Source organism: Pseudoduganella lurida, from assembly GCF_007830455.1.
Taxonomy (GTDB): Bacteria; Pseudomonadota; Gammaproteobacteria; order Burkholderiales; family Burkholderiaceae_D; genus Rugamonas; species Rugamonas lurida.
The window spans coordinates 68,480-91,546 of sequence record NZ_VLLB01000007.1; the positions used below are offsets into that span (position 1 = coordinate 68,480).

Here is a 23,067-nt window from a genome sequence, read left to right on the forward strand (position 1 = left end):
CCCTGCACCGGAGGGGCCCCGCGCGGTATCATGGGGCTCTTCGAGTTCCTGCTACCGACCATGTCTCCTAGTTCCATCCCCGCCAGTTCCCATCCCGCCAGCCACGTGCAGGTCGTCACCGGCCGCCTGGCCGCCCTGCGCCAGGCGATGCGCCGCGCCGGCGTGGATGCCGTCCTCGTGCCGTCCTCCGATCCGCACATCTCCGAATACCTGCCGCCCCGCTGGCAGGGCCGCGAATGGCTGTCCGGCTTCACGGGCTCGGTCGGCACCTTCATCGCCACGCAGGACTTCGCCGGCGTGTGGACGGACGGCCGCTACTTCACGCAGGCCGAGGCGGAACTGGCCGGCACCGGCATCGCGCTGATGAAGATCCCGTCCGGCGCCAGCACGCTGTACGTGGAATGGCTGGCCGCGCACCTGCAGCCGGGCCAGGTGCTGGCCGTGGATGGCAATGTGCTGGGCCTGGCGATCGCCCGGCTGCTGGCCGGCGCGCTGGATTCGAAAGGCGTGATGCTGCGCACCGACCGCGACCTGCTGGACGATGTGTGGCAGGACCGTCCCGGCCTGCCCGCCGGCGCCGTGTTCGAACACGAAGCGCCGTATGCCGCCACGTCCCGTGCCGACAAGCTGGCCACGCTGCGGACCGCGCTGGCACGGCAGGGCGCCACGCACCACTTCGCCTCCACGCTGGACGATATCGCCTACCTGTTCAACCTGCGCGGCGCGGACGTGAACTTCAATCCGGTGTTCGTGTCGCATGCGCTGATCGGCCCGGACCGCGGCACGCTGTTCGTCGCAGATGACAAGGTTCCCGCCGCGCTGGCCACCCGGCTGGCCGCGGACGGCATCACGGTGGCGCCGTACGTGCGCGCCGCCGCGGCGCTCGCCGAGCTGCCGCCGGATACGGTGCTGCTGCTCGATCCGCGCCGCGTCACGCATGGCACCCGGCAGGCCGTGCCAAGGCAGGTGAAGGTGGTCGAGGCGATCAACCCCACCACCTTCGCCAAGTCGCGCAAGACGGACAGCGAAGCGGCCCACGTGCGCGCCACGATGGAACAGGATGGCGCGGCGCTGTGCGAATTCTTCGCCTGGCTGGAAGAGGCGCTGGAACACCGCCACGATGTGCCGCTGAACGAGGTCGATATCGACCGCCATATCACGGCCGCACGCGCGCGCCGCCCCGGCTTCGTGAGCGCCAGCTTCGCCACGATCGCCGGCTACCGCGCGAACGGCGCGATCATGCATTACCGCGCCAGCGAAGGCCAGTGCGCCACCATCGCAGGCGACGGCCTGCTGCTGATCGATTCGGGCGGCCAGTACGTGGGCGGCACGACGGACATCACGCGCGTGGTGCCCGTCGGCGCGATCAGTGACGAACACCGCCGCGACTTCACGCTGGTGCTGAAGGGGATGATGGCGCTGTCCGCCACGCGCTTCCCGCGCGGCACCCGCGCGCCGCTGCTCGATGCGATCGCCCGTGCGCCGATCTGGGCGGCCGGCGTGGACTTCGGCCACGGCACCGGCCACGGCGTGGGCTTCTTCCTGAACGTGCACGAAGGCCCGCATGCCATTTCTCCTGCACTGCCACCCGACCCGCACACGGCGATGGAACCGGGCATGATCACGTCGATCGAGCCCGGCATCTACCGCCCCGGCCAGTGGGGCATCCGCATCGAGAACCTGGTATTGAACCGCGCGGACGGCACCACGGAATTCGGCGAATTCCTGCGCTTCGAGACATTGACGCTGTGCCCCATCGATACCCGCTGCATCGACCGCGCGCTGCTGCGCGAGGACGAGCTGGGGTGGCTGAACGACTACCATGCCACCGTGCGCGCGCGCCTGGCGCCGCACGTGAGCGGCGCCGCGCTGGCCTGGCTGAACACAAGGACCCAACCACTATGAGCCGATCCACCCGCGCATCCAACGCCATCGACCGCCTGAAGGAACGCAGCGGCAATCCCGGCTATTCGATGACGATCACCGGCAGCGGCCACTTCTTCCTGACGGCGGGACCGGGCCAGCCGCCCCTGTGCCCGCCGATGGAGCTGGACGATTTCGTCGCCTTCGTCAAGGCGCAGGGACCGCAGACGCCGAAGCGCATCAGCAAGCTCGACGTGGCGTTCGAAAAACAGCTGGTCAAGAAGCCGCCGAAGGCCTGATGTCCGCCGCATTGTCCACGGCATTATCAGCCAGCATGCCGTTGCCCGAGCTGCTGGGCGCCTACTGGTCCTCCGGCGAGCTGGTGACGAACGGCGTCATCCTGCTCAACCTGCTGGGCGCGCTGCTGCTCGGCATGCTGGTGGGCTACGAGCGCTCGTACCACGGGCGCGCCGCCGGCATGCGCACTTACGGCCTGGTGTGCATGGCATCGGCCGCGCTGACCGTGATCGGCGGCTATCCCGAGCACTGGTTCGGCGGCCACATGACGGGGCTGGTGGGCACCGATCCCACCCGCGTCATCCAGGGCATCGTCACCGGCATCGGCTTTCTCGGCGCCGGCGTGATCATGCGCGAAGGCTTCAACATCAGCGGGCTCACGACGGCCGCATCGATCTGGGCCTCGTCCGTGATCGGCATCCTGGTCGGCGTGGGCTTCTACATGGCGGCGATGGGCCTGGCGCTGCTGTCGGCCCTGGTGATGATCTACCTGTCGCGTGTCGAAGCCTGGCTGCCGTCGCGCCATGCGATCGCCATCACGCTGCGCTTTCGCGAGGGCTACGAGCCGTCCGAGGAGGCGCTGCGCCGCATGGCGTTCGAGCGGGGCTACCAGATCGCCGGCGGCTCGCTGATGATCGGGCTGGACAAGGGCAGGCTGGAATGGCGCTTCGTGGCGCTGGCACTGGGCAAGCGCAGCGGCACGCCGATGGCGCAGCTGGCGACGGAAATGGCGCATTTCGACGGCGTCGAAGGCTTCCAGATCACGCATGCCCGCAACTGAACCATGCAGGAAATACCCAAAGGAAGATCATGCTCGTGACCTCGCAAGACGTACTGGATTTCTGGTTCCTGCCGATCGGCGTGAAGGGGCACAACGCGCAGCGCCCCGAGTGGTTCCGCAAGGACGATGCGTTCGACCGCCAGATCTTCGGCCAGTTCGGCGATGCGGTCGAGGATGCGCTGGCCGGCGGCCTGCGCCACTGGGACGACGAAGGCACGCAGGGGGTGCTGGCGCGCATCCTGGTGCTGGACCAGTTTGCCCGCAATGTGTACCGCGGCACGCCGAAGGCCTTTGCCGGCGATGTGCTGGCGCTGGAAGCGGCACTGGCCATCGACAACTCCGGCGCCAGCCAGACGCTGCCCGTGGTGCAGCGCGCCTTCTCGTACATGCCGTTCGAGCATTCGGAAAACCTGTCGATGCAGCAGCGCTCCGTGATCCTGTTCGACAAGCTGGCCGCGTCCAGCCCCGGCTTCGAGAGCATGCTCGACTTCGCCAAGCGGCACCACGACGTGATCCGCAAGTTCGGCCGCTTCCCGCACCGGAACGCCATCCTGGGCCGCACCTCGACGCCGGAGGAGCTGGAGTTCCTGCAGCAGCCCGGCTCCGGTTTCTGACCATGCCCGCCCCTGCCGTTGACCTTGCCATCGTCGGCGCCGGCCATGTGGCCCGTGCGCTGGGGCGCCTGTTCCACGCGTCCGGCACGTGCGAGGTGCGCGGCGTGCTGGCACGCTCGGCCGCCTCCGCCCAGGCCGGCGTGGACTTCATCGGCGCGGGGCTGGCCTGCGCCACGTATGACGAACTGCCGGTGGCGCAGCTCTACCTGCTGGCCGTGACGGACGACCAGATCGTGCCCGCCTGCGCGGCCCTGGCCGCCAGCCGCCCGCTGGCCGGTGCCGTGGTGGTCCACTGCAGCGGCGCGCTGGCATCCGGCGCGCTGGAGGCTGCCCGGCAGGCCGGCGCGCACGTGGCCAGTGCCCATCCGATCCGCAGCTTTGCCGATCCGGCGGCGGTGGCGGCCAGTTTCGCGGGCACGTTCTGCGGCATCGAAGGCGATGCCGGCGCGCTGGCCGTGGTGGTGCCGGCGCTGGAGGCGATCGGCGCCCGGCCCGTGGCGATCGACCCGGCGGCGAAGACCGTGTACCACGCGGCGGCCGTCTTCGCCAGCAACTACCTGGTGACGGTGCTGGATGCGGCATTGCGCGCCTATGTGGCGGCCGGCATCCCGGAAGACGTGGCCCGCGAACTGGCCCGGCCGCTGGCCCAGGAGTCGCTCGACAATGTCTTCCGCCTGGGCGCGGCGCCGGCCCTCTCGGGCCCCGTCGCGCGCGGCGATTTCGTGACCGTGCACCGGCAGCAGGAGGCCGTGGCCGGTTGGGATGCCGATACCGGCGCCCTGTATGCGGCGCTGGTGCCTCCTACTGCGGCGCTCGCCGCTCGGAAACGCTCCTGATGCACTGTACCGACAGTCAATCTTGCAACGAAGGCTTCATTCATGAAGATATTCTGTCCTGAACGTTGTTATACGGCAAAAAAGCTTCCACGATGATCGACAAATGTGTCGCAAGGCAATAAGCTACCCTTTTACCATTCATCAGCGGCGCGATGCTGACCAGCGCCGGACAGGGGAACCACATGTTATTTCTGAAGTCCACGACCGTCACGAAAGCGCCGGGCATCTACGAGGTCGATATCGCTGCCAAACCACCGGGCAAGACCTTCGGCGTCTACCTCGCCACCGACCCGGACAATCCGCCGTCGGACGTGCTGGCCGCCCTGGAAGCTGCCGGTTTCCAGCAGACGCACAGCTCGGGCTACACCCACAAGGACCGCGGCAAGGTGCTGGACCTGCATTTCCAGAAGGATGGCACGGACCTGTTCAAGGGCTGGAAAGTGGAAGAGAACGAAGCCAACATGGCGTTCATCAACAAGCTGTTCTCGGATCAGGGCATCACCATCACGCCGCGCGTGATGAGCCTGGCCGAAGCCTACGCATAAATTTCAAGCCGTCGTTCACACAGGGCCCGCAGGCGCGAACCGATGTGTTCCGCCGCGGGCCTTGTCGCATCCGGGCCCGTCACGCGGCTATGATGTGGCGATGGACCTGTTTTCCGCCGCTACCGACCTCCAGCCCATCCCGATCGGGGATGGCGACCTGTTCTTCCTCGCGCAACTGCCGCTGGCGCAGTCCAATGAGGCCATCCTTGCTGCCCTGCTGGACGATATCGCCTGGCGCGAGGAAACCATCGTCCTCTACGGCAAGCAGCACAAGCAGCCGCGCCTGTCCGCCTGGTATGGCGACGCGCGCTATACCTACTCCGGCCGCATGTTCCACCCCCTGCCGTTCACGCCCCTGCTCCGGGAGATCAAGGCTGCCGTCGAGGCGGCAACGGGCCGCACCTACAACAGCGTGCTGCTGAACCTCTACCGCAACGAGTGCGACAGCATGGGCTTCCACAGCGACGACGAACGGGAGCTGGGTCCCGAGCCGGCCATCGCCTCCCTTACGTTTGGCGCCACGCGCACCTTCGTGCTGAAACACAAGACGCTGCCCAAAACCGTGAAGCTCGACCTGACGGACGGCAGCCTGCTGCTGATGGCCGGCGCACTGCAGCGGCACTGGCGCCACGGCATCAACAAGGAAACCAGGCCGCGCGGCCTGCGCGTGAATCTGACGTTCCGAACGATCTTCTGAGTTTCTTTTCCACGAAACCACTTTATTAGGGTTTCTTAAGGGAACGCCGCCAGTTTGGGGGCGTTCCTTCACTTTCAATAGTGATTACATCTGCTCACAATTATTACGGTTCTATCCCTTTTGATAAGGGAACGTGGTGCTATCTTGGCTCTATCGCAGTTCCTACATTAATGAACAGCGATCCGACGCACCGAGAAACCCTTTGCTGAGAGATCACATCATGAAAAAGACTATTTTCGCCCTTATCGCTTCCGTTGGTGTCATTGGCGCCGCTTCCGCACAAATTTCCGGCGGCACCCCGTATGTGGGGATCGGTGGCGTCGTGAGCGAACACCGCTACGAACTGAACAACGACTCCTCGGGTGGCGACACCAACAAGCACGAATACGGCGGCAAGGTCTTCGCCGGCTACCAGATCACCCCGATGTACGGCGTGGAAATCGGCTACACCGACTTCGGTAAGTCCAGCTATGCGTACAACGTGAATGGCGCCGCCGGCCGTGCCGAAGCGGATGCCAAGTCCTATTACCTGGCTGCCAAGGCCGCCTACCCGATCGCCGAGAAGACCAACCTGACCGGCAAGCTGGGCGTTGCCCACAACAAGAACGACGTGTGGGCCACCGGCCTGGCGTCGAACTACAACGGCGATTCCAGCCGTAACGCGCTGTACGCGGCCGTTGGCGCCGAATACGCCGTGAACGAGAAGGTCTCGCTGTCGCTGGAATACGAGCACTACGGCAAGAACGACATCGACCTGGGCCGCAGCAAGGGCGCCGTGTCGCTGGGCGCGCGCTACAACTTCTAAGCGCCGCCGCACCGATCGAGGCGGGTACGACAACGACGGGAGAAGCCGTTCCGCCAATGTCCTTGTGCCCGCCTCACCATGCAAAACGGGCCGCGATTTCGCGGCCCGTTTTCTATTGCTCTGACACTTAAGCCGACAACGGCTTGTAGCGGATGCGCTTCGGCTTGGCACCTTCCTCGCCCAGGCGCTTCTTCTTGTCCGCTTCGTATTCCTGGTAGTTACCGTCGAAGAACGTCACCTGCGAATTGCCTTCGAAGGCCAGGATGTGCGTGGCGATGCGGTCCAGGAACCAGCGGTCGTGCGAGATCACCATCACGGAACCGGCGAACTCCAGCAGCGCATCTTCCAGCGCACGCAGCGTTTCCACGTCCAGGTCGTTCGACGGTTCATCCAGCAGCAGCACGTTGCCGCCCTTGAGCAGCGTCTTGGCCAGGTGCAGGCGGCCCCGTTCACCGCCGGACAGGTTGCCGACCACCTTCTGTTGGTCGCCGCCCTTGAAGTTGAAGCGGCCCAGGTAGGCGCGCGACGGCATCTCGAAGCGGCCCACGCTCAGCATGTCCGCGCCGCCCGACACATCCTCGAACACGGTCTTGTTGTTGGCCAGCTCGTCGCGGTTCTGGTCCACCAGCGACACGCGGGCCGTCTGGCCGATCACGACTTCGCCGCTGTCCGGCTGGTCGAGGCCGGCGATCATCTTGAACAGCGTCGATTTGCCGGCGCCGTTCGGGCCGATGATGCCGACGATGGCGCCCGGCGGCACGGTGAACGACAGATTGTCGATCAGGAGGCGGTCGCCGAAGGCCTTCGACACGTTCTTGAATTCGATCACGTCATTGCCCAGGCGTTCCGCGACGGGGATGAAGATCTCCTGCGTCTCGTTGCGCTTCTGGTACTCGTATTCGGACAGTTCGTTGAAGCGGGCCAGGCGGGCCTTCGACTTGGCCTGGCGCGCCTTCGGGTTCTGGCGCGACCATTCCAGTTCCGTCTTCAGTGCCTTCTGGCGAGCCGATTCGGTGGATTCTTCCTGCTTCAGGCGGGCCTGTTTCTGGTCCAGCCACGAGCTGTAGTTGCCCTTCCACGGGATGCCATGGCCGCGGTCCAGTTCCAGGATCCATTCGGCGGCATTGTCGAGGAAGTAGCGGTCGTGGGTGATGCCGACCACGGTGCCGGGGAAGCGCAGCAGGAACTGCTCGAGCCATTCCACGGATTCGGCATCCAGGTGGTTGGTCGGTTCGTCGAGCAGCAGCATGTCGGGCTTCGACAGCAGCAGCTTGCACAGTGCCACGCGGCGCTTTTCACCACCCGACAGCACGCCGATTTTCGCGTCCCATGGCGGCAGGCGCAGCGCGTCCGCGGCCATTTCCAGCTGCGTGTTCAGGTTGCCGCCGTCGGCGGAGGCGATGATCGCTTCCAGGCGCTGCTGCTCGGCGGCCAGCGCGTCGAAGTCGGCATCTTCCTCGGCATATGCGGCGTACACGGCGTCCAGCTTGGCTTGCGCCTCGGCCGCTTCGCCCAGGCCCGATTCCACTTCCTGGCGCACGGTCTTGTCCGGATCGAGCTGCGGTTCCTGCGGCAGGTAGCCGATGTTCAGGCCCGGCATCGGCCGCGCTTCGCCCTGGATGTCGGTATCGATGCCGGCCATGATCTTCAGCAGGGTCGACTTGCCCGAGCCGTTCAGGCCCAGCACGCCGATCTTCGCGCCCGGGAAGAACGACAGCGAGATGTCCTTCAGGATCTGGCGCTTGGGCGGGACGATCTTGCCCACGCGGTTCATGGTGTAGACGTAATTTGCCATTGAGAAATTCTTATAGAGGTGTTCGGAGAATACGGAAGGTCAACAAGGATACGCCAAACGCGCGGGACTAGCCAGCAACGGCCGGCCGGCGCGCCGTCCAGAAGCCTTCCGCCACGTACAGCGCCAGCGCGCTCCAGATCAGGATGAAGCCCGCCAGCCGGGCGCTGGAGAAGGTCTCGTGGAAGAACACCAGGCCCAGCACCATCTGGATGGTTGGCGTGATGTACTGGAGCATGCCCAGCACCGACAGGGGGATCTTGCGCGCGCCGCTGGCGAACAGCAGCAGCGGAATCGCCGTGATCGGGCCGGCCGCGACGAGCAGCAGGCGCGTGGTGGCGGAAGGCGTCGTCAGGAAGGCGTTGGTGCCGTGCACCGTCAGCCAGATCACGTAGCCGGCCGCCAGAGGAAACAGCAGCAGCGTCTCGAACGACAGGCCTTCCAGCGCCGCCAGCGCGGCCGTCTTGCGCAGCAGGCCGTATCCGCCGAACGAGACGGCCAGCAGCAGCGCGATCCACGGCAGCTGGCCGGCCTGCCAGGTCAGCCAGGCCACGCCGGCCGCCGCCACGCCCAGGGCCAGCCACTGGCCGCCGCGCAGCCTTTCCTTCAGCAGCGCCAGGCCCAGCAGCACATTGATGAGCGGCGTGATGAAGTAGCCCAGGCTGGCGTCGATCACGTGGCCATTGTTGACGGCCCAGATGTAGATACCCCAGTTGGCCGACAGTAGCAGCGCGCTGGCCGTGAACATTCCCACCACCTTCGGCTGGCGCAGCACGGCGGGCAGCCATTTCCACTGCTGGCGCACGGTCAGCACGATGCACAGGAAGAGCAGGGACCACACCATGCGGTGGGCCAGGATCTGCAGCGGCGGCACGTCGCCCAGCGCGTGGAAGTACAGGGGAAACAGGCCCCACAGCAGGAAGGCGAGGGTGGCGTTGAGGGTGCCGGGATTCATGCGGGAACAGCTCCGTGATGGTAACGGTGCCGCTGGCCCCGTGACGCGGGTGGAAAACCCGCCAGCATACAACATGCGGCCATCCTCCATGACAAGGTGTTTCGCTTGCAATTCATGGACACTTGCCATATTGTGCAATGCGCCAAAACTGACTTCAGGTGTAACTTTGACGGACAAGAAAAGTAGTCTCGCCGCGCTCACGCTGGCCGCGGTGGGTATCGTCTACGGCGACATCGGCACCAGCCCCCTCTACACGCTGAAAACCATCTTCGACCCGGAACACGGCCTGCCGCTGACGGAAGCGAACCTGCTCGGCATCATCTCGCTGATCTTCTGGGGGCTGACGATCATCGTCTCCCTGAAGTACGTGACCCTGGTGCTGCGTGCCGACAACCACGGCGAGGGCGGCATCATGGCGCTGATGGCGCTGGCGCTGAACTCCGTCAGCAAGCGCTCCGGCTGGCATTTCCCGTTGCTGGTGATCGGCGTGCTGGGCGCCACCATGTTCTATGGCGACAGCGTGGTGACGCCGGCGATCTCCGTGCTCGGTGCAATCGAGGGCCTGGAAGTGGCCGCGCCCGCGCTGGAGCAGTACGTGGTGCCGCTGGCCGTGGTCGTGCTGGTGTCGCTGTACGCCGTGCAGCGCCACGGCACGGCCGGCATCGGCCGCTTCTTCGGGCCCGTGATGATGGTGTGGTTCCTGGCGCTGGCCGTCATGGGCGTCATCAATATCGCCCGCGAACCGCACATCCTGCTGGCCCTGAATCCCCTGCATGCGCTGGCCTTCATGTACCACAACGGCTTCGTGGCGTTCGTGGCGCTGGGCGCCGTGGTGCTGGCCTTCACCGGCGCCGAGGCGCTGTATGCGGACATGGGCCACTTCGGCAAGAAGCCGATCCGCGCCGCCTGGTTCATGGTCTGCTTCCCGGCGCTGGCGCTGAACTACTTCGGCCAGGGCGGCCTCCTGATGGCGCAGCCGGAAGCCGTGTCGAACCCGTTCTTCCAGCAGCTGGGCAGCTGGAGCGTGTACCCGCTGGTGATCCTGTCGACGATGGCCGCGGTGATTGCCTCGCAGGCCACCATCTCCGGCACGTTCTCGATGACCAAGCAGGCCATCGCGCTGGGGCTGCTGCCGCGCATGCGCGTGCTGCACACGTCCGAACACCAGATCGGCCAGATCTACATCCCGGCGGTGAACTGGCTGCAGCTGATCGTGGTGCTGATCGCCGTCGTCGGCTTCGGTTCCTCGGACAAGCTGGCCGGCGCCTACGGCATCGCCGTCACGGCCACCATGCTGGCCACGACGGTGCTGACTTTCTTCGTCACGCGCTACCGCTGGCACCTGCCGCTGGCCGTGTGCATCGGCGCGACCGGCTTCTTCCTCGTCATCGACGTGCTGCTGTTCTCGGCCAGCACCCTGAAGCTGTTCCATGGCGGCTGGATGCCGCTGCTGCTGGGTACCGCGCTGTTTACCATCATGCTCACCTGGCGTACCGGCCGCGAGCTGGTGTTCCGCAACCTGCAGAAGCATGCCATTCCGCTGGAAGAGTTCCTGTCCTCGCTGTTCGTGGCGCCGCCGGTGCGCGTGCCGGGCACCGCGATCTTCCTGCGCGGCGAGAGCGACGGGGTGCCGCACGCCATGCTGCACAACCTGTCGCACAACAAGGTGCTGCATGAACGCGTGGTATTCCTCACGGTGCACATCGTGGAAGAGCCGTACGTGCCGATGGCCGAGCAGGTGCGCATCACGGACCTGGGCCACCAGTGCTTCCAGGTAAACGTGAGCTACGGCTTCAAGGACGAGCCGGACATTCCCGCCATCCTCGGCCTGTGCAGCCTGCACGGCCTGCGCTTCGAGATGATGGAAACCTCGTTCTTCATCGCCCGCCAGACGGTGATCTCGGCCCCCAACCAGGGCATGGCGCCGTGGCGCGAGCACCTGTTCGTGGCGATGTCGCGCAACTCCCGTGCGGCGGCGGACTACTACCAGATTCCCCCCAACCGGGTGATCGAGCTGGGCACCCAGGTGGAAATCTGACGACACAAATTTGTAAAGAAATGTAGTCGCTGGAAAGGCGTCGTAACAGTCTGCTAAACTTCCGCACTGTTTGCGTCCGACGCGGTATGCAGGCGGCGCTCGACACACCACCAACAATTTTTAGGCAAGAGACCCATGAAATCGATGTTTAAGCTCCTCGCGACCCTCGCTTGCGCCATGGCGCTGACCGCCTGCGGCGGCGGTGACGACGATGTTGCCATTGCCGCTCCGGCCGTGGCCAACCTGTCGCAGATCGACATGACGGTCGGCACCGGCATCGAGGCCACCGCCGGCGACTCCGTGACCGTGGCCTATTCCGGCTGGGTCTACGACAGCACCAAGACCGACAACAAGGGCAGCCTGTTCGATTCCGCCACCAGCGCCAGCCCGTTCACGTTCGTGCTCGGCAAGGGCACCGTGATCGCCGGCTGGGACCAGGGCGTGCCCGGCATGAAAGTGGGCGGCAAGCGCCGCCTGACCATCCCGGCATCGCTGGCCTACGGCGCGCAGTCGCTGACGGCCGCCAACGGCACGGTCATCCCGGCCAACTCGCCGCTGGTGTTCGAGATCGAAGTGCTGGCCATCAAGCGCTGAGCGGCGTTCGGTGCAGACAAGAACGGCGGCCCGATGGCCGCCGTTTTTCATGGCGCCGGACAATTGCCCGAAAAATGGGGACAGACCCCATTTTTCCGGCAACATTCAGCGCAGCATGTCGATGTGCAGGATGCCGTCCTCGTCGTACGGCGCGCTGACCGTTGCGAAGCCGAAGCTTTGGTAGAAGTGTTCCAGGCGCTGCTGGGCGCCGATGCGGATGCGGTGGCCGGGGTGCTGGGCTTCGGCGCGGCGGATGCCTTCGGCGACCAGCTGGCGGCCGATGCCGGTGCCGCGCGCGATGGCCGGCGTGAGGATGCGGCCCAGCGACATTTCCGTGTATTTGGCGCCCGGTGCGAGGCAGCGCAGGTAGGCGACGAGGCGGCGCGCGCCGTCGATGGTCTGCCACGCCATCAGGTGATGGGCGGCTTCGTCGTAGCCATCGAGGTCGGGGTACAGGCAGGTCTGTTCCAGCACGAAGACTTCCTGCCGCTGGCGCAGCACTTCGTACAGGTCCTTGCGGGGGATTGCTTCAAACGCCAGCCACTGCCATTCGATCATCGTGCATGCCTCGGACAAAAGAGGCATTGTAAGGCAGTGGCCGGCGGTACTACTTCAAACTCGGCTACCTGTGGCTCAGACGATCGTCAGCGTGACGTCGATGTTGCCGCGGGTGGCGTTCGAATACGGGCAGACGATGTGGGCAGCCTGCACCAGCTTCTCGGCCGTCTCGCGGTCCAGGCCCGGCACGGAGATCTTCAGTTCCACTTCGATGCCGAAACCGGTTGGGATCGGGCCGATGCCCACGGTGGCCTCGATCGACGTGTCGGCCGGGACGGTGATCTTGTCGCGGCCGCCAACGAATTTCATCGCGCCGATGAAGCAGGCCGAGTAGCCGGCAGCGAACAGCTGTTCCGGATTGGTGCCGGTGGCGCCATTGCCGCCCAGTTCCTTCGGCGTCGTCAGCTTCACGTCCAGCACGCCGTCGCTCGAGACGGAACGGCCTTCCCGGCCGCCGGTGGAGGTGGCGGTGGCTTGGTACAGGGCTTTTTCGATCGACATGATGAAATCCTTTCAGTTGGATAATAAACGATTCAGTAGTGCGCTATGTTTTACCGGGCTTGCTGACTGCGTGGTGCTATCGGTACTGCCAGGCGCTGCTGAGTAACCTCTGACTAATGAGTGCTAACTGCTGCTGCTCGCCACATCCGCAGCGCCCATGTGCACAATATACATAGCGCGCGATTTAATTGCAAGCGATTTTTATCGTGCCGTGCGCAGGCCTACAGCGCCGTCTCGAACCCTTCCAGCACGTTGACGACATTCACGCCGAGCTCGCGCAGCGGGCTGCCGCCTTCGAACACGAAGCAGGTGGGCAGGTTCAGCCAGGCGAGCCGTTCACCGAGGCGCAGGAAGTCGCCGCCCTGCAGGCCGAAGCCACCGTGGACTTCGCCGGCAAACGTATTGGCACCCAAGGCCACCACGAGCGCATCGGGCCGGTACATCGACAGCCGCACGCAGGCCGTCTCCAGCGCGGCGAACCAGGCCTGTGGCGTGCTGCCGGCCGGCAGCGGCAGGTTGACGTTGTAGCCCAGGCCCGCACCGCCGCCCGTCTCGTCGCCATGGCCGCTGAAGAAGGGATAGGCGCCGCGCGGATCGGCGTGCAGGGACAGCGTGAGCACGTCGCTGCGGTCGTGGAAGATGGCCTGCGTGCCGCTGCCGTGGTGGTAGTCCACGTCGAGGACCGCCACGCGCTGCAGGCCGTCGTCCAGCAGGTGTTGGGCGGCCAGCGCGGCGTTGTTCAGCCAGCAGCCACCGGCGCAGGACTCGGCCCCCGCATGGTGGCCCGCGGGGCGGGTGAGGGCGAAGGTGCTGCGTTCGCCGATGCGTAGCGCATGGGCCCCGTTGATGGCGCAGTCGGCACCGCCCTTGGCGGCGCTCCAGGTGCCGGCCGTGAGCGGCGTGAGCGTGTCGGCCGAGTACAGGCCAAAGCGGGCGTTGAAGTCGTCGGGTTCGATGTCCGGCCGTGCCGTGCGCACGGGCCACAGGGAGGGAAAGGCATCGCGCCCCCCGTTGTCGGCGGACTGTGCCAGCCACTCGCTCCAGGCCGTGCGCACGAAGTGCAGGTAGCGCGGGGTGTGCACCCGCTCCAGCGACATCAGCGGCACGCCGTGCGGGGTGACGATGCGGCCCAGGCCGCGGCGCCCCAGTTCGGCGACGATGCCGTCGATGCGGTCCGGCGTATCGCGGGGCGGCGCCGGCTGGCCGTGCACGAGCGCGTGCCGGGGCCGCCATTGGCCGTGCTGTTCGTTAAAAAAGGTGAGCACGGCGGGAGAGGTCGCGCGGTCCGGTCAGACCTGGTTCGGGCACAGGTTGCTGGCGCGGTAGGCCTTGACGTAGTCGTCGAAGCTGCCGCGCGGCGCCGCGTCGATCTCGGCCTGCTCGGCCACCGACTGCTGCGCCAGCTTGTCGAAGTAGGCCGCTTCTTCCGTGGTGGGCGGGTGGGCGCGGAAGTAGGCTGCGTGCTGTTCGCTCTGCGCCAGGCCGAACGCGGCAAACGAGTTGCCGTGCCGGGCCAGTTCGCGCAGTACCGCAGCCGAGGGCGTGCGTTCCGGATCGGCCAGTTTCGGGGCCTGCTGTCCGAGGGCATCCGTGTGCTGGGTGTCGCCGCGCAACCCGTCCAGCAGTTCGGCGGCGGGACGGATGCGCGCCAGCAGCGCTTCGCCAGCATCGCGCAAGGGTACTTCGCGGCCGTCGACCGTCAGCGTCAGGCCCGGGCGGCGGCCCTCCTTCACGGTGCGGGCGAAATTGCGCGCCAGGACCTCGCCTTCCAGTTCGGAGATGGCCGGGCTGTCGTCCAGCGCGCAGAACAGCAGGAACGCATCCAGGAAGCGGCCCGTCGTCACGCTCACGCCCACCGGCTCGAACGGATCGACGTCCAGGCAGCGCACCTCCACGTACTGCACGCCGCGGTTGCACAGGGCCTGGATCGGGCGTTCGCCGGTGCGGATCACGCGCTTCGGCCGGATCGTGGAGTAGTACTCGTTCTCGATCTGGATCACGTTGGTGGACAGCTGGATCCACTCGCCATTGGCATCCTTCGTGCCGATCTTGCGGTACGGCTCGTATGGCTGGTTGACGGCGCGCGTGAGCGTGGCCACGTAGGAATCGAGGCTGTTCTCGTGCGGGCGCAGGCCCGACTGCGCATCATTCTGGTAGCCCAGGTCGCTCATGCGCAGGCTGGTGGCGAACGGCAGGTACAGCGTGTCGGCCGACAGCGTGTCGAGCTTGTGCGGCTTGCCGCGCAGGAAGCCGCTGTTCAGTGCCGGCGACGTGCCGAACAGGTACATCAGCAGCCAGCTGTGGCGGCGGAAATTGCGGATCAGCGCCAGGTAGGCTTCCGACTGGTAGGCGGTGCGCGACAGCTTCCTGTCGGCCGGCTCGTTATCGGCCAGCACGCGCCACAGCGCCTCGTCCAGCGAGTAGTTGTAGTGGATGCCGGCGATGCACTGCATGGCCTTGCCATACCGGACGGCCAGGCCGCGGCGGTACACGTGCTTGAGCATGCCCAGGTTGGACGGACCGTACCAGGCGATCGCGATGTCTGCCTCGGCCGGCAGGGCGGCGGGCATCGACTGGCTCCACAGCAGTTCATCGCCCAGCTTGCTATAGGCATAGCGGTGGATGCCGTCCAGCTTGTCGATCGTGGTGGCGATGTCGCCCTCGGCCGGCGTGATGAACTCGGCCAGCGCTTCCGCGTAATCGGTGGTGATTTCCGGGTGCGTCAGGGCCGAGCCCCAGCCGGCCGGATGGGGCGTACGGGCCAGCTGGCCGTCCGGCTGCACGCGCAGCGTTTCCCGTTCGATGCCACGCAGGCCGCCGCGCAGCACCGCGCGGTGCGGCTCGGCGGCCAGCAGGGCCAGGCGGCGCGTCAGTAGAGTGGACAATTGGCTTTCCTTTCTTGTACATCGGACCAAAATATTGGTGCGAGAGTAACCGAATTTGCAAAAACGCGTACGCCCGTGCTCGAAAAATCTCCCGCCGGCACGGCCCTCCGGGATTCTAGCAAAGCGCTATGGTGCGCTCGGGGCGCTGGCTAACGGAGGCGGACGCGTCCACCCGTCACGCGCGCGATGCCGGCCAGGTCGTGCCAGCTCTGCACCTCGGTGTAACCGCGCTCGCCCAGCAGGGCCTGCACGGCGGCGGACTGGTCGTAGCCGTGCTCCATCAGCAGCCAGCCGCCCGGCACCAGATGGTCCGGTGCGCCCGCGACGATGGCGCGCAGCGCGGACAGGCCATCGGCACCGTCCGTGAGCGCGCCCGCTGGTTCGAAGCGCAGGTCGCCTTCGGACAGGTGGCGGTCGCCGTCCGGGATGTAGGGCGGGTTCGAGACGACCAGGTCGAACGTTTCACCGGCCACGGCCGTGAACCAGTCGCTGTGCAGGAACCGGACGGTGGCCTGGTTGTGCGTGGCGTTGGCCCGTGCGACGTCGAGCGCGGCGGGGCTCACGTCCAGCGCCGTCACCTGCGCATCGGGCCGCGTGTGCGCCAGCGCCACGGCGATGGCGCCGCTGCCGGTGCCCATGTCCAGCACGCGGGAGCGCGGTGCCAGCCGTTCGAGTGCCAGTTCGACCAGCAGTTCCGTGTCGGGGCGGGGGATCAGCACGGCGGGGCCGACCCGGAAATCGAGGCCGTAGAACTCGCGGTGCCCGATGAGGTAGGCGACCGGTTCGCCGGCCAGCCGCCGGTCGACGAGGGCGGCGAAACGGGCCGCCTCATCCCCGGTCAGCGCGCGTTCGGATTGCGTGATGAGGCCGGTGCGGGTGAGGCCCAGCGCGTGGCACAGCAGGATGCGGTGATCGACCGGGTCCAGCATACTCTGGCGCTGCAGGGCGGCCAGCGTGGTGCCGGCGGCGATCATGGTCTTCATGCGGGCGTGCTCAGGCGCGGCGGCGCAGCAGCACCCACAGCATCGTGGCAGCCAGGATCACGAACCAGACGGCCGACCATTGCGGCACCGACAGGCCGACGATCGCATCGGTGGCGTTCTCGCACAGGCCGTCCGCCTGGAACAGCCAGGGCAGGTAGGTGGCGGTGGGGATCTTGTTCAGCGCCGTTTCGACCGGGTCGATGCCGCAGGAGAAGCCGGGGTGTGCCAGCACATACAGGTGCTTGCCGACGACGCCGAGCCCGCCCACCGCCGCCGCCAGCCCGAGCGCCGCGCCGACCTTCGGCTTGCGCGCAAACGCGCCGACCAGGCAGCCGGTCGCGATCGCCAGGAACAGGTAGCGCTGGATCACGCACAGCGGGCAGGGCAACATGTCCTTCACGTGCTGCAGATACAGCGCGGCCCCGATCAGCAACAGGCAGACGGCGGCGGTCGACAGCAGAATGGAGCGCGAGTTCATGTGTGATGATTGTCCGAAAGTGAAGGCGCCAATTCTCGCACAAATGCGTACACCTCAGCCCGTGTCCACTTTGGGGTCTGACCCCGACATGGACACGAGCTCAGCTTTACTCACGTGCAGCGCGACACTAACGATGACAGGCTGAATCGCTGAAAAATATCAGCATTGATGGGACCGTGTCCATGTCGGGGTCTGACCCCGGATGGACACAGGCTGAGCATTAACGATCAGTCGCCCAGCGCGGCAAGCTGTTCGGCCTGGTGTTCGGCGGCGAGGGCGTTGGTGAGGTCGGTCAGGTCGCCGTCCATGATCATGTCCAGCTTGTACAGCGTGAGGTTGATGCGGTGGTCCGTCATGCGGCCCTGGGGGAAGTTGTAGGTGCGGATGCGTTCGCTGCGGTCGCCGCTGCCGATCAGGCTCTTGCGCGTGGCTGCTTCCTGCGACTGCTGTTCGCGCAGCTGCACGTCCTTGATGCGCGCCGCCAGCACCTTCAGCGCGGAAGCCTTGTTCTTGTGCTGCGAGCGGTCGTCCTGGCATTCGACGACGATGCCGGTCGGCAGGTGCGTGAGCCGCACCGCGGAGTCGGTCTTGTTGATGTGCTGGCCGCCGGCACCGGAGGCGCGGTAGGTGTCGATGCGCAGGTCGGCCGGGTTGATGTGCACGTCTTCCACCTCGTCCGCCTCCGGCATCACGGCCACCGTGCAGGCGGACGTGTGGATGCGGCCCTGGGTTTCCGTGGCCGGCACGCGCTGCACGCGGTGGCCGCCGGACTCGAACTTCAGCTTCGAGTAGGCGCCGTTGCCGACGATGCGCGCGATGACCTCCCGGTAGCCGCCCAGATCGCTTTCCGACGCGGACACGATTTCCACCTGCCAGCGGCTGCGCTCGGCAAAGCGCGTGTACATGCGCAAGAGGTCGCCGGCGAACAGGGCCGATTCGTCGCCGCCCGTGCCGGCACGGATCTCGAGGAAGATGTTGCGCTCGTCGTTGGCATCCTTCGGCAGCAGCATTTTCTGCAGGTCCAGCTCCAGGGCTGCCAGGCGCGCCTTGCCGGCCTCGATTTCTTCCAGGGCGAAGTCCTTCATGTCCGGATCGGCCAGCATCTGCTGCGCCTCGTCGATATCGCCCTGGGCGCCCTGGTAGTCCTTGTAGAGCGCCACCAGCGGGCCCAGCTCGGCGTGCTCGCGCGTCATCTTGCGGTAGCTGTCCATATTGGCCGTGGCCCCTTCGGACATCAGCAGTTCGTCCAGCTCGACGAGGCGGTTGGCGAGTTGGTCCAGCTTGGCCAGCATTGATGGTTTCATGGTCTTGTTCTGGGTATGGTGGGACAGGCCGCGCGGCGGTGGCCGGCGGCACGGGAAGGCAGGGGAGGGCCGCTAACGGCGGCCGCGGAACAGCTGGGGCAGCAGCTCGGCGAGCTGGGCGCGTTCGTCGCCTTGCGCGCGGTGCAGGGCCTGTTGCGGGCCGTGCATGAACTTGGCCGTGAGGCCCTTCGACAGCGCTTCCAGCACGGCATCGATGTCCTCGCCGCGGGCCAGCAGCTTGCGGGCGCGGTCGAGCTCGGCCTGGCGGATCGCCTCGCCGTTTTCATGCAGGTTCTGGATGACGGGCACCACGGCGCGGTCGTCGACCCAGTGCATGAACGACTGCACGCGCGTCTCGATGATGGCCTCGGCCTGCGCCACGGCGGCCTGGCGGTTCTCCAGCCCGGCCTGCACCACCTTGCCCAGGTCGTCGACGGTGTACAGGAACACGTCGTTCAGGCGCGCCACTTCCGGTTCGATATCGCGCGGCACCGCCAGGTCGACCATGAACATCGGCTTGTGGCGGCGCGCTTTCACGGCGCGCTCGACCATGCCGAGGCCGATCAGCGGCAGCGACGAGGCTGTCGAGGAAATCAGGATGTCGTAATGGTGCAGCTGGGTCTGCAGGTCGGCCAGTCGCACGGCCTTGCCGTTGAAGCGGTGCGCCAGCTGCTCGCCCCGTTCCAGCGTGCGGTTCGCGACCGTGACGGACTTCGGATTCTGCGCCGCGAAGTGCGTGGCGCACAGCTCGATCATCTCGCCGGCCCCGATGAACAGCACGTTCTGCTCGGACAACTTGTCGAAGATGCGCTGCGACAGCCGCACGGCGGCGGCGGCCATCGACACGCTCTGCGCGCCGATCTCGGTGGTGCTGCGCACTTCCTTGGCGACCGAGAAGCTGCGCTGGAACAGCTGGTGCAGATAGGTGCCGAGGCCGCCCGCTTCGTCGGCGGTGCGGATCGCATCCTTGATCTGGCCGAGGATCTGGGTTTCGCCCAGCACCATCGAATCGAGCCCGGAGGCGACACGGAACGTGTGGCGCACCGCCTCGTGCTGCGGCAGCATGTACAGGTGGGGCCGCAGTTCGGCGTAGTTCAGCTGGTGGAAATCGGCCAGGAAATGGGCGCCGGCGTCCAGCGGGTTGGCCGCGGCGCTGGCCGCATAGAGTTCGGTGCGGTTGCAGGTGGAGAGGATTGCCGCCTCGTTGCCGCCGGTGTGCTCCAGGCGCCCGAACCAGTTGCGCGCCTCGTGCACGGCCCGGCCCAGCTGGTCAGGCGCGAACGCCAGCCGTTCGCGCAGGGCGACCGGAGCTGTGGTGTGGTTGAGGCCGACGGCTAGGAGTTGCATCTCTATACAAATCAACGACGTAGGCCACCATTATAGCCTGTTGTGCCGTCGCGGTCCCGGCGCGGCCAGCCTGGCCGCCGGTGGACAAATCGTCCCAGCTGCCGCCTTGGCAATCAGCTGCCGAGTTTTTCCAGCCGATAACCGTAGCTATAAACGGGCACGAGCCGGAAACCATTCTCCGGTTTCAGCTGCAATTTATTACGAACGCGTGACACGTGCGTATCCATCGTCCTGGACGGTACGTCCGTTTCCCTTATCCAGACGGCTTCATGAATATAAGCCCGTGACAGCGGGCGGCCGATGTTGCGGAAAAACAGCAAGGCCAGATAAAACTCCTTGTGCGTCACGTCCAGGACATGACCATCCATTAACAACCTGCCCGGACGGGTTTCAAAAACATATTGGCCGAAAGTCAGTTGTTCGGCGCCATTCTGCGTGGGGAAGGCGCGCCGCAGCAGGGCCTGCACGCGGGCCACCATTTCGCTGCGCCGCAGGGGCTTGATCATGTAGTCGTCGGCGCCCGCATCGAGGCCGGACACGATGTCGTCCTCGCCGGAGCTGGTGGTCATGAACATCACGGGGGCATTCTCGTTGAGCCGCTCGCGCGCCTTGCGCATCAGCTCGGCGCCACCCATGTCGCTGACCTGCCAGTCGAATATCAGCATGTCATAGCTTTCCTTGCGCAGCTGGCCCAGCAGATCCTTCCCGCTCTGGAAACCATGGCAAATGTGACCGGCGGAAGTCAGGACCTGGGAAATCAGATCGGTCTGACTGCGGTCATTATCGAGGACGACAATTCTCATCTTATCTGGAAGTTAAAACCCGGAAGTAAGGCTTGGTCACCGGGAATATAACAGGATTCGGTTAGCCAGTTACCTTTTTGACTAACTATTTCTTTGAATCCACATCCTGAAAGTCGGTGTGCGAGCCAGCGTGCGATAACACGGTACACTGGTTAAACGCTATTTTCAATAAACTTTTACATTTGGCAATTATTTAGCCACGGAAAATTTTTGTTGCACCGATGGCACCGATGGCCCGGTTGCGGGCCTGGAATCGCGGCAGGGAGCGGTGGGAAAAAGGCGAAAACGGCTGTTGGCCACGTTGGAACCGCGCGACCGGGTGCTACTGCCGGGCTCGTGTCCATGTCGGGGTCTGACCCCGGGGTGGACACGGGCTCGGGCGTGGATCAGGCGTCCGGCAGTACCACGTTGACGTCGAGCACCTCGAGGTTGCCCTGGCGGTCCAGCGAGATCTTGATGTCGTCGGCGTTCACCTTGGTGTACTTGGAGATGACTTCGATCAGTTCCTTGTGCAGCGCCGGCAGGAAGTCCGGACCCGTGCGGCCGTTGCGCTCGCGCGCGATGATGATCTGCAAGCGCTCCTTGGCGGCGTTGGCCGTCTTGGGCTTGCTGGGGAACAGGAAGGATAGCAGCGCCATTTACTTTGCTCCAAAGATGCGCTTCAGCAGGCCCGGCTTCTCGTAGTCGGTAAAGCGCAGCGGCTTTTCCTCGCCGAGGAAGCGGGCCACCACGTCTTCGTAGGCTTCCGCCACGTCGGTGCCCTTGAAGTGGATCGCCGGGTTGCCCTGGTTCGACGCGTGCAGCACCTGCTCCGATTCCGGCACGATGCCGATCAGCGGGATGCGCAGGATTTCCTGCACGTCCGTGTAGCTCAGCATCTCGCCCGCTTCCACGCGCTTCGGCGAATAGCGGGTGATCAGCAGGTGTTCCTTGACCGGCTCGCCGCCCGACTGGGCGCGGCGCGACTTGGCCTGGATGATGCCCAGGATGCGGTCTGAATCGCGCACCGACGACACTTCCGGATTGGTCACCACGATGGCTTCGTCGGCGAACGTCAGCGCCATCAGCGCGCCGTGCTCGATGCCGGCCGGCGAGTCGCAGATGATGTATTCGAAGCCCATGGCGATCAGCTCGGCCAGCACGACCTCGACGCCGTCTTCCGACAGGGCATCCTTGTCGCGCGTCTGCGAGGCGGGCAGGATGAACAGGTTGTCGCAGTGCTTGTCCTTGATCAGGGCCTGGTTCAGCGAGGCTTCCTTGTTGATCACGTTGATCAGGTCGTAGACGACGCGGCGTTCGCAACCCATGATCAGGTCCAGGTTGCGCAGGCCGACGTCGAAGTCGATCACGGCGGTCTTGAATCCACGCAGCGCCAGGCCGGTGGAGAAGCTGGCGCTCGAAGTGGTCTTGCCGACTCCGCCCTTGCCGGACGTCACAACAATAATTCTTGCCACAAATAATCCTTTTCAGATGAAAGCCTGGCGCGCAACGGTCTGCGGGCCTGCCGGAGATTGCTTAATTAACAGATTGTATATCCAGTCTGTCACCGACGAGCCTGATTTGTGCGGGTTTGCGGGCCTGCTCGGCCGGGAAACCGTCCTCGAACGTGCTGTACACGCCGGCGATCGACACCAGTTCCGGCGCCATCGAGAGGGCGAAAATGCGGGCACCGGCATCGCCGGAAGCACCGGCCAGCGCCCGGCCGTTCAGCGTGTTGTAGACGTGGATGCTGCCATCGGCGATCAGCTCGGCGCCGTTGTTGACGACGGCCATCACGATCAGGTCGCCGCCGCGCGCGTAGATGCGCTGGCCGGCGCGTACCGGCGTGTCGATGATCAGGGTGCCGGCATTGGCTTGTGGCGCTGGCGCGGGCGTCGCGGCCGCTGGTGCCTGGGCAGTCGGTGCGGTCTCGGACACCGGAACCGCTTCCGGTGCTGCGCTGGCCGGTGCCGCGCTGGACGTGGACACGTCGCGCTTGCCCGAATCGAGCGACAGTCCCAGTGCCTGGATTTCATCGACCATGTCCGGCCGCGCATTGCGCACCGCCACCGGATTGAGCCGGTATTTCTTCAGCAGCGCGATGGTGCTGGCCCAGTCGATCCGCTCGCAGCCCGGTGCCAGGTCGCCCACGTCGATGACGGCGAGGTCGCCCTCGAAGAAGTCGGACACGCCGCCCGTCATGCCCTTCAGGGCCGCGTCGAGCGCGATGCCGTCGGACGTGTGCAGGATGGCGGAGACGGCGACAACCGTGGAAATCTTGATTTCGATGGGTTTCTGGAACGGGCTTTTGGACATGACAGGAGTAAAAGTTCGGGCTGGCCCGGGCCCGAGCATTTTACTGTCAAAAATTAATTAGCTGGGGGCATTTCGTGCATGGAAAGGGGGACGCCA

At 65.7% G+C, this 23,067-nt stretch carries 24 protein-coding genes; 10 read left to right on the top strand and 14 right to left on the bottom strand.

Going from position 1 to position 23,067, the window contains the following annotated elements; genetic code table 11:
• Positions 1-60 precede the first annotated feature (60 nt).
• The 8 genes from IP91_RS18885 to IP91_RS18920 all read left to right on the top strand — a co-directional run bounded on the left by IP91_RS18885 (position 61) and on the right by IP91_RS18920 (position 6,438).
• Complete coding sequence (locus IP91_RS18885; RefSeq protein ID WP_145650649.1) at positions 61-1,905, top strand: aminopeptidase P family protein; 1,845 nt, start codon at positions 61-63, stop codon at positions 1,903-1,905.
• Positions 1,902-2,162, top strand: coding sequence for a hypothetical protein (locus tag IP91_RS18890; RefSeq protein WP_145650650.1), 261 nt, complete (start codon positions 1,902-1,904; stop codon positions 2,160-2,162). Before IP91_RS18885 ends, IP91_RS18890 begins: the two co-directional genes overlap by 4 nt.
• 35 nt (positions 2,163-2,197) lie before the next feature.
• The gene (locus tag IP91_RS18895) at positions 2,198-2,941 is read left to right on the top strand and encodes an MgtC/SapB family protein (RefSeq protein WP_145650651.1); all 744 of its coding nucleotides are present in this window, start codon (positions 2,198-2,200) and stop codon (positions 2,939-2,941) included.
• A 29-nt stretch (positions 2,942-2,970) separates the two neighbouring features.
• The gene (locus IP91_RS18900; RefSeq protein WP_145650652.1) at positions 2,971-3,555 is read left to right on the top strand and encodes a DUF924 family protein; all 585 of its coding nucleotides are present in this window, start codon (positions 2,971-2,973) and stop codon (positions 3,553-3,555) included.
• A gap of 2 nt (positions 3,556-3,557) precedes the next feature.
• Positions 3,558-4,391 carry a Rossmann-like and DUF2520 domain-containing protein gene (locus IP91_RS18905; RefSeq protein WP_145650653.1) on the top strand — a complete coding sequence of 278 codons (834 nt, stop codon included), beginning with the start codon at positions 3,558-3,560 and terminating at the stop codon, positions 4,389-4,391.
• Positions 4,392-4,573: 182 nt separating this feature from the next.
• Positions 4,574-4,936: a hypothetical protein gene (locus IP91_RS18910; protein WP_145650654.1), complete on the top strand. Its 363-nt coding sequence runs from the start codon at positions 4,574-4,576 to the stop codon at positions 4,934-4,936.
• 100 nt (positions 4,937-5,036) lie between these two features.
• Entirely contained in the window at positions 5,037-5,633 is a 597-nt protein-coding gene (locus IP91_RS18915; protein ID WP_145650655.1) for an alpha-ketoglutarate-dependent dioxygenase AlkB family protein, read from the top strand.
• Positions 5,634-5,853: 220 nt separating this feature from the next.
• Complete coding sequence (locus IP91_RS18920; protein WP_145650656.1) at positions 5,854-6,438, top strand: outer membrane beta-barrel protein; 585 nt, start codon at positions 5,854-5,856, stop codon at positions 6,436-6,438.
• A 127-nt stretch (positions 6,439-6,565) separates the two neighbouring features.
• Here the strand turns inward: IP91_RS18920 and ettA are convergent, their stop codons facing one another.
• Positions 6,566-8,233, bottom strand: coding sequence for an energy-dependent translational throttle protein EttA (ettA, locus tag IP91_RS18925; RefSeq protein ID WP_145650657.1), 1,668 nt, complete (start codon positions 8,231-8,233; stop codon positions 6,566-6,568).
• A gap of 67 nt (positions 8,234-8,300) precedes the next feature.
• Positions 8,301-9,185: an EamA family transporter RarD gene (gene rarD, locus IP91_RS18930; protein WP_145650658.1), complete on the bottom strand. Its 885-nt coding sequence runs from the start codon at positions 9,183-9,185 to the stop codon at positions 8,301-8,303.
• A gap of 166 nt (positions 9,186-9,351) precedes the next feature.
• Between rarD and IP91_RS18935 the strand changes: the two genes are divergently transcribed.
• Together IP91_RS18935 and IP91_RS18940 are read left to right on the top strand one after the other, a co-directional pair.
• On the top strand, positions 9,352-11,223 hold the full coding sequence (locus IP91_RS18935; RefSeq protein ID WP_229474659.1) for a potassium transporter Kup: 1,872 nt from the start codon (positions 9,352-9,354) through the stop codon (positions 11,221-11,223).
• A 135-nt stretch (positions 11,224-11,358) separates the two neighbouring features.
• Positions 11,359-11,817, top strand: a complete 459-nt coding sequence (locus IP91_RS18940; protein WP_229474661.1) for an FKBP-type peptidyl-prolyl cis-trans isomerase — start codon at positions 11,359-11,361, stop codon at positions 11,815-11,817.
• Positions 11,818-11,922: 105 nt separating this feature from the next.
• Here the strand turns inward: IP91_RS18940 and IP91_RS18945 are convergent, their stop codons facing one another.
• From IP91_RS18945 to minC, 12 genes are all read right to left on the bottom strand, one after another.
• Positions 11,923-12,375, bottom strand: a complete 453-nt coding sequence (locus IP91_RS18945) for a GNAT family N-acetyltransferase (protein WP_145650660.1) — start codon at positions 12,373-12,375, stop codon at positions 11,923-11,925.
• 75 nt (positions 12,376-12,450) lie between these two features.
• Complete coding sequence (locus IP91_RS18950; RefSeq protein WP_145650661.1) at positions 12,451-12,876, bottom strand: organic hydroperoxide resistance protein; 426 nt, start codon at positions 12,874-12,876, stop codon at positions 12,451-12,453.
• Between the two features lie 221 nt (positions 12,877-13,097).
• Entirely contained in the window at positions 13,098-14,141 is a 1,044-nt protein-coding gene (locus IP91_RS18955; protein WP_145650662.1) for a histone deacetylase family protein, read from the bottom strand.
• Positions 14,142-14,165: 24 nt separating this feature from the next.
• On the bottom strand, positions 14,166-15,761 hold the full coding sequence (gshA, locus tag IP91_RS18960) for a glutamate--cysteine ligase (RefSeq protein ID WP_145650663.1): 1,596 nt from the start codon (positions 15,759-15,761) through the stop codon (positions 14,166-14,168).
• A 149-nt stretch (positions 15,762-15,910) separates the two neighbouring features.
• Complete coding sequence (prmC, locus tag IP91_RS18965) at positions 15,911-16,735, bottom strand: peptide chain release factor N(5)-glutamine methyltransferase (protein ID WP_371860636.1); 825 nt, start codon at positions 16,733-16,735, stop codon at positions 15,911-15,913.
• Between the two features lie 19 nt (positions 16,736-16,754).
• Positions 16,755-17,222: a disulfide bond formation protein B gene (locus IP91_RS18970; protein WP_145650665.1), complete on the bottom strand. Its 468-nt coding sequence runs from the start codon at positions 17,220-17,222 to the stop codon at positions 16,755-16,757.
• Positions 17,223-17,449: 227 nt separating this feature from the next.
• Positions 17,450-18,526, bottom strand: coding sequence for a peptide chain release factor 1 (gene prfA / locus IP91_RS18975; protein ID WP_145650666.1), 1,077 nt, complete (start codon positions 18,524-18,526; stop codon positions 17,450-17,452).
• Between the two features lie 72 nt (positions 18,527-18,598).
• The gene (hemA, locus tag IP91_RS18980; protein WP_145650667.1) at positions 18,599-19,873 is read right to left on the bottom strand and encodes a glutamyl-tRNA reductase; all 1,275 of its coding nucleotides are present in this window, start codon (positions 19,871-19,873) and stop codon (positions 18,599-18,601) included.
• A 113-nt stretch (positions 19,874-19,986) separates the two neighbouring features.
• The gene (locus IP91_RS18985; RefSeq protein ID WP_145650668.1) at positions 19,987-20,676 is read right to left on the bottom strand and encodes a response regulator transcription factor; all 690 of its coding nucleotides are present in this window, start codon (positions 20,674-20,676) and stop codon (positions 19,987-19,989) included.
• Positions 20,677-21,062: 386 nt separating this feature from the next.
• Positions 21,063-21,314 carry a cell division topological specificity factor MinE gene (minE, locus tag IP91_RS18990; RefSeq protein ID WP_145650669.1) on the bottom strand — a complete coding sequence of 84 codons (252 nt, stop codon included), beginning with the start codon at positions 21,312-21,314 and terminating at the stop codon, positions 21,063-21,065.
• On the bottom strand, positions 21,315-22,130 hold the full coding sequence (gene minD / locus IP91_RS18995) for a septum site-determining protein MinD (RefSeq protein WP_145650670.1): 816 nt from the start codon (positions 22,128-22,130) through the stop codon (positions 21,315-21,317). It abuts the gene before it with no gap.
• A 61-nt stretch (positions 22,131-22,191) separates the two neighbouring features.
• Complete coding sequence (minC, locus tag IP91_RS19000) at positions 22,192-22,971, bottom strand: septum site-determining protein MinC (protein ID WP_145650671.1); 780 nt, start codon at positions 22,969-22,971, stop codon at positions 22,192-22,194.
• Between the last annotated feature and the right edge of the window lie 96 nt (positions 22,972-23,067).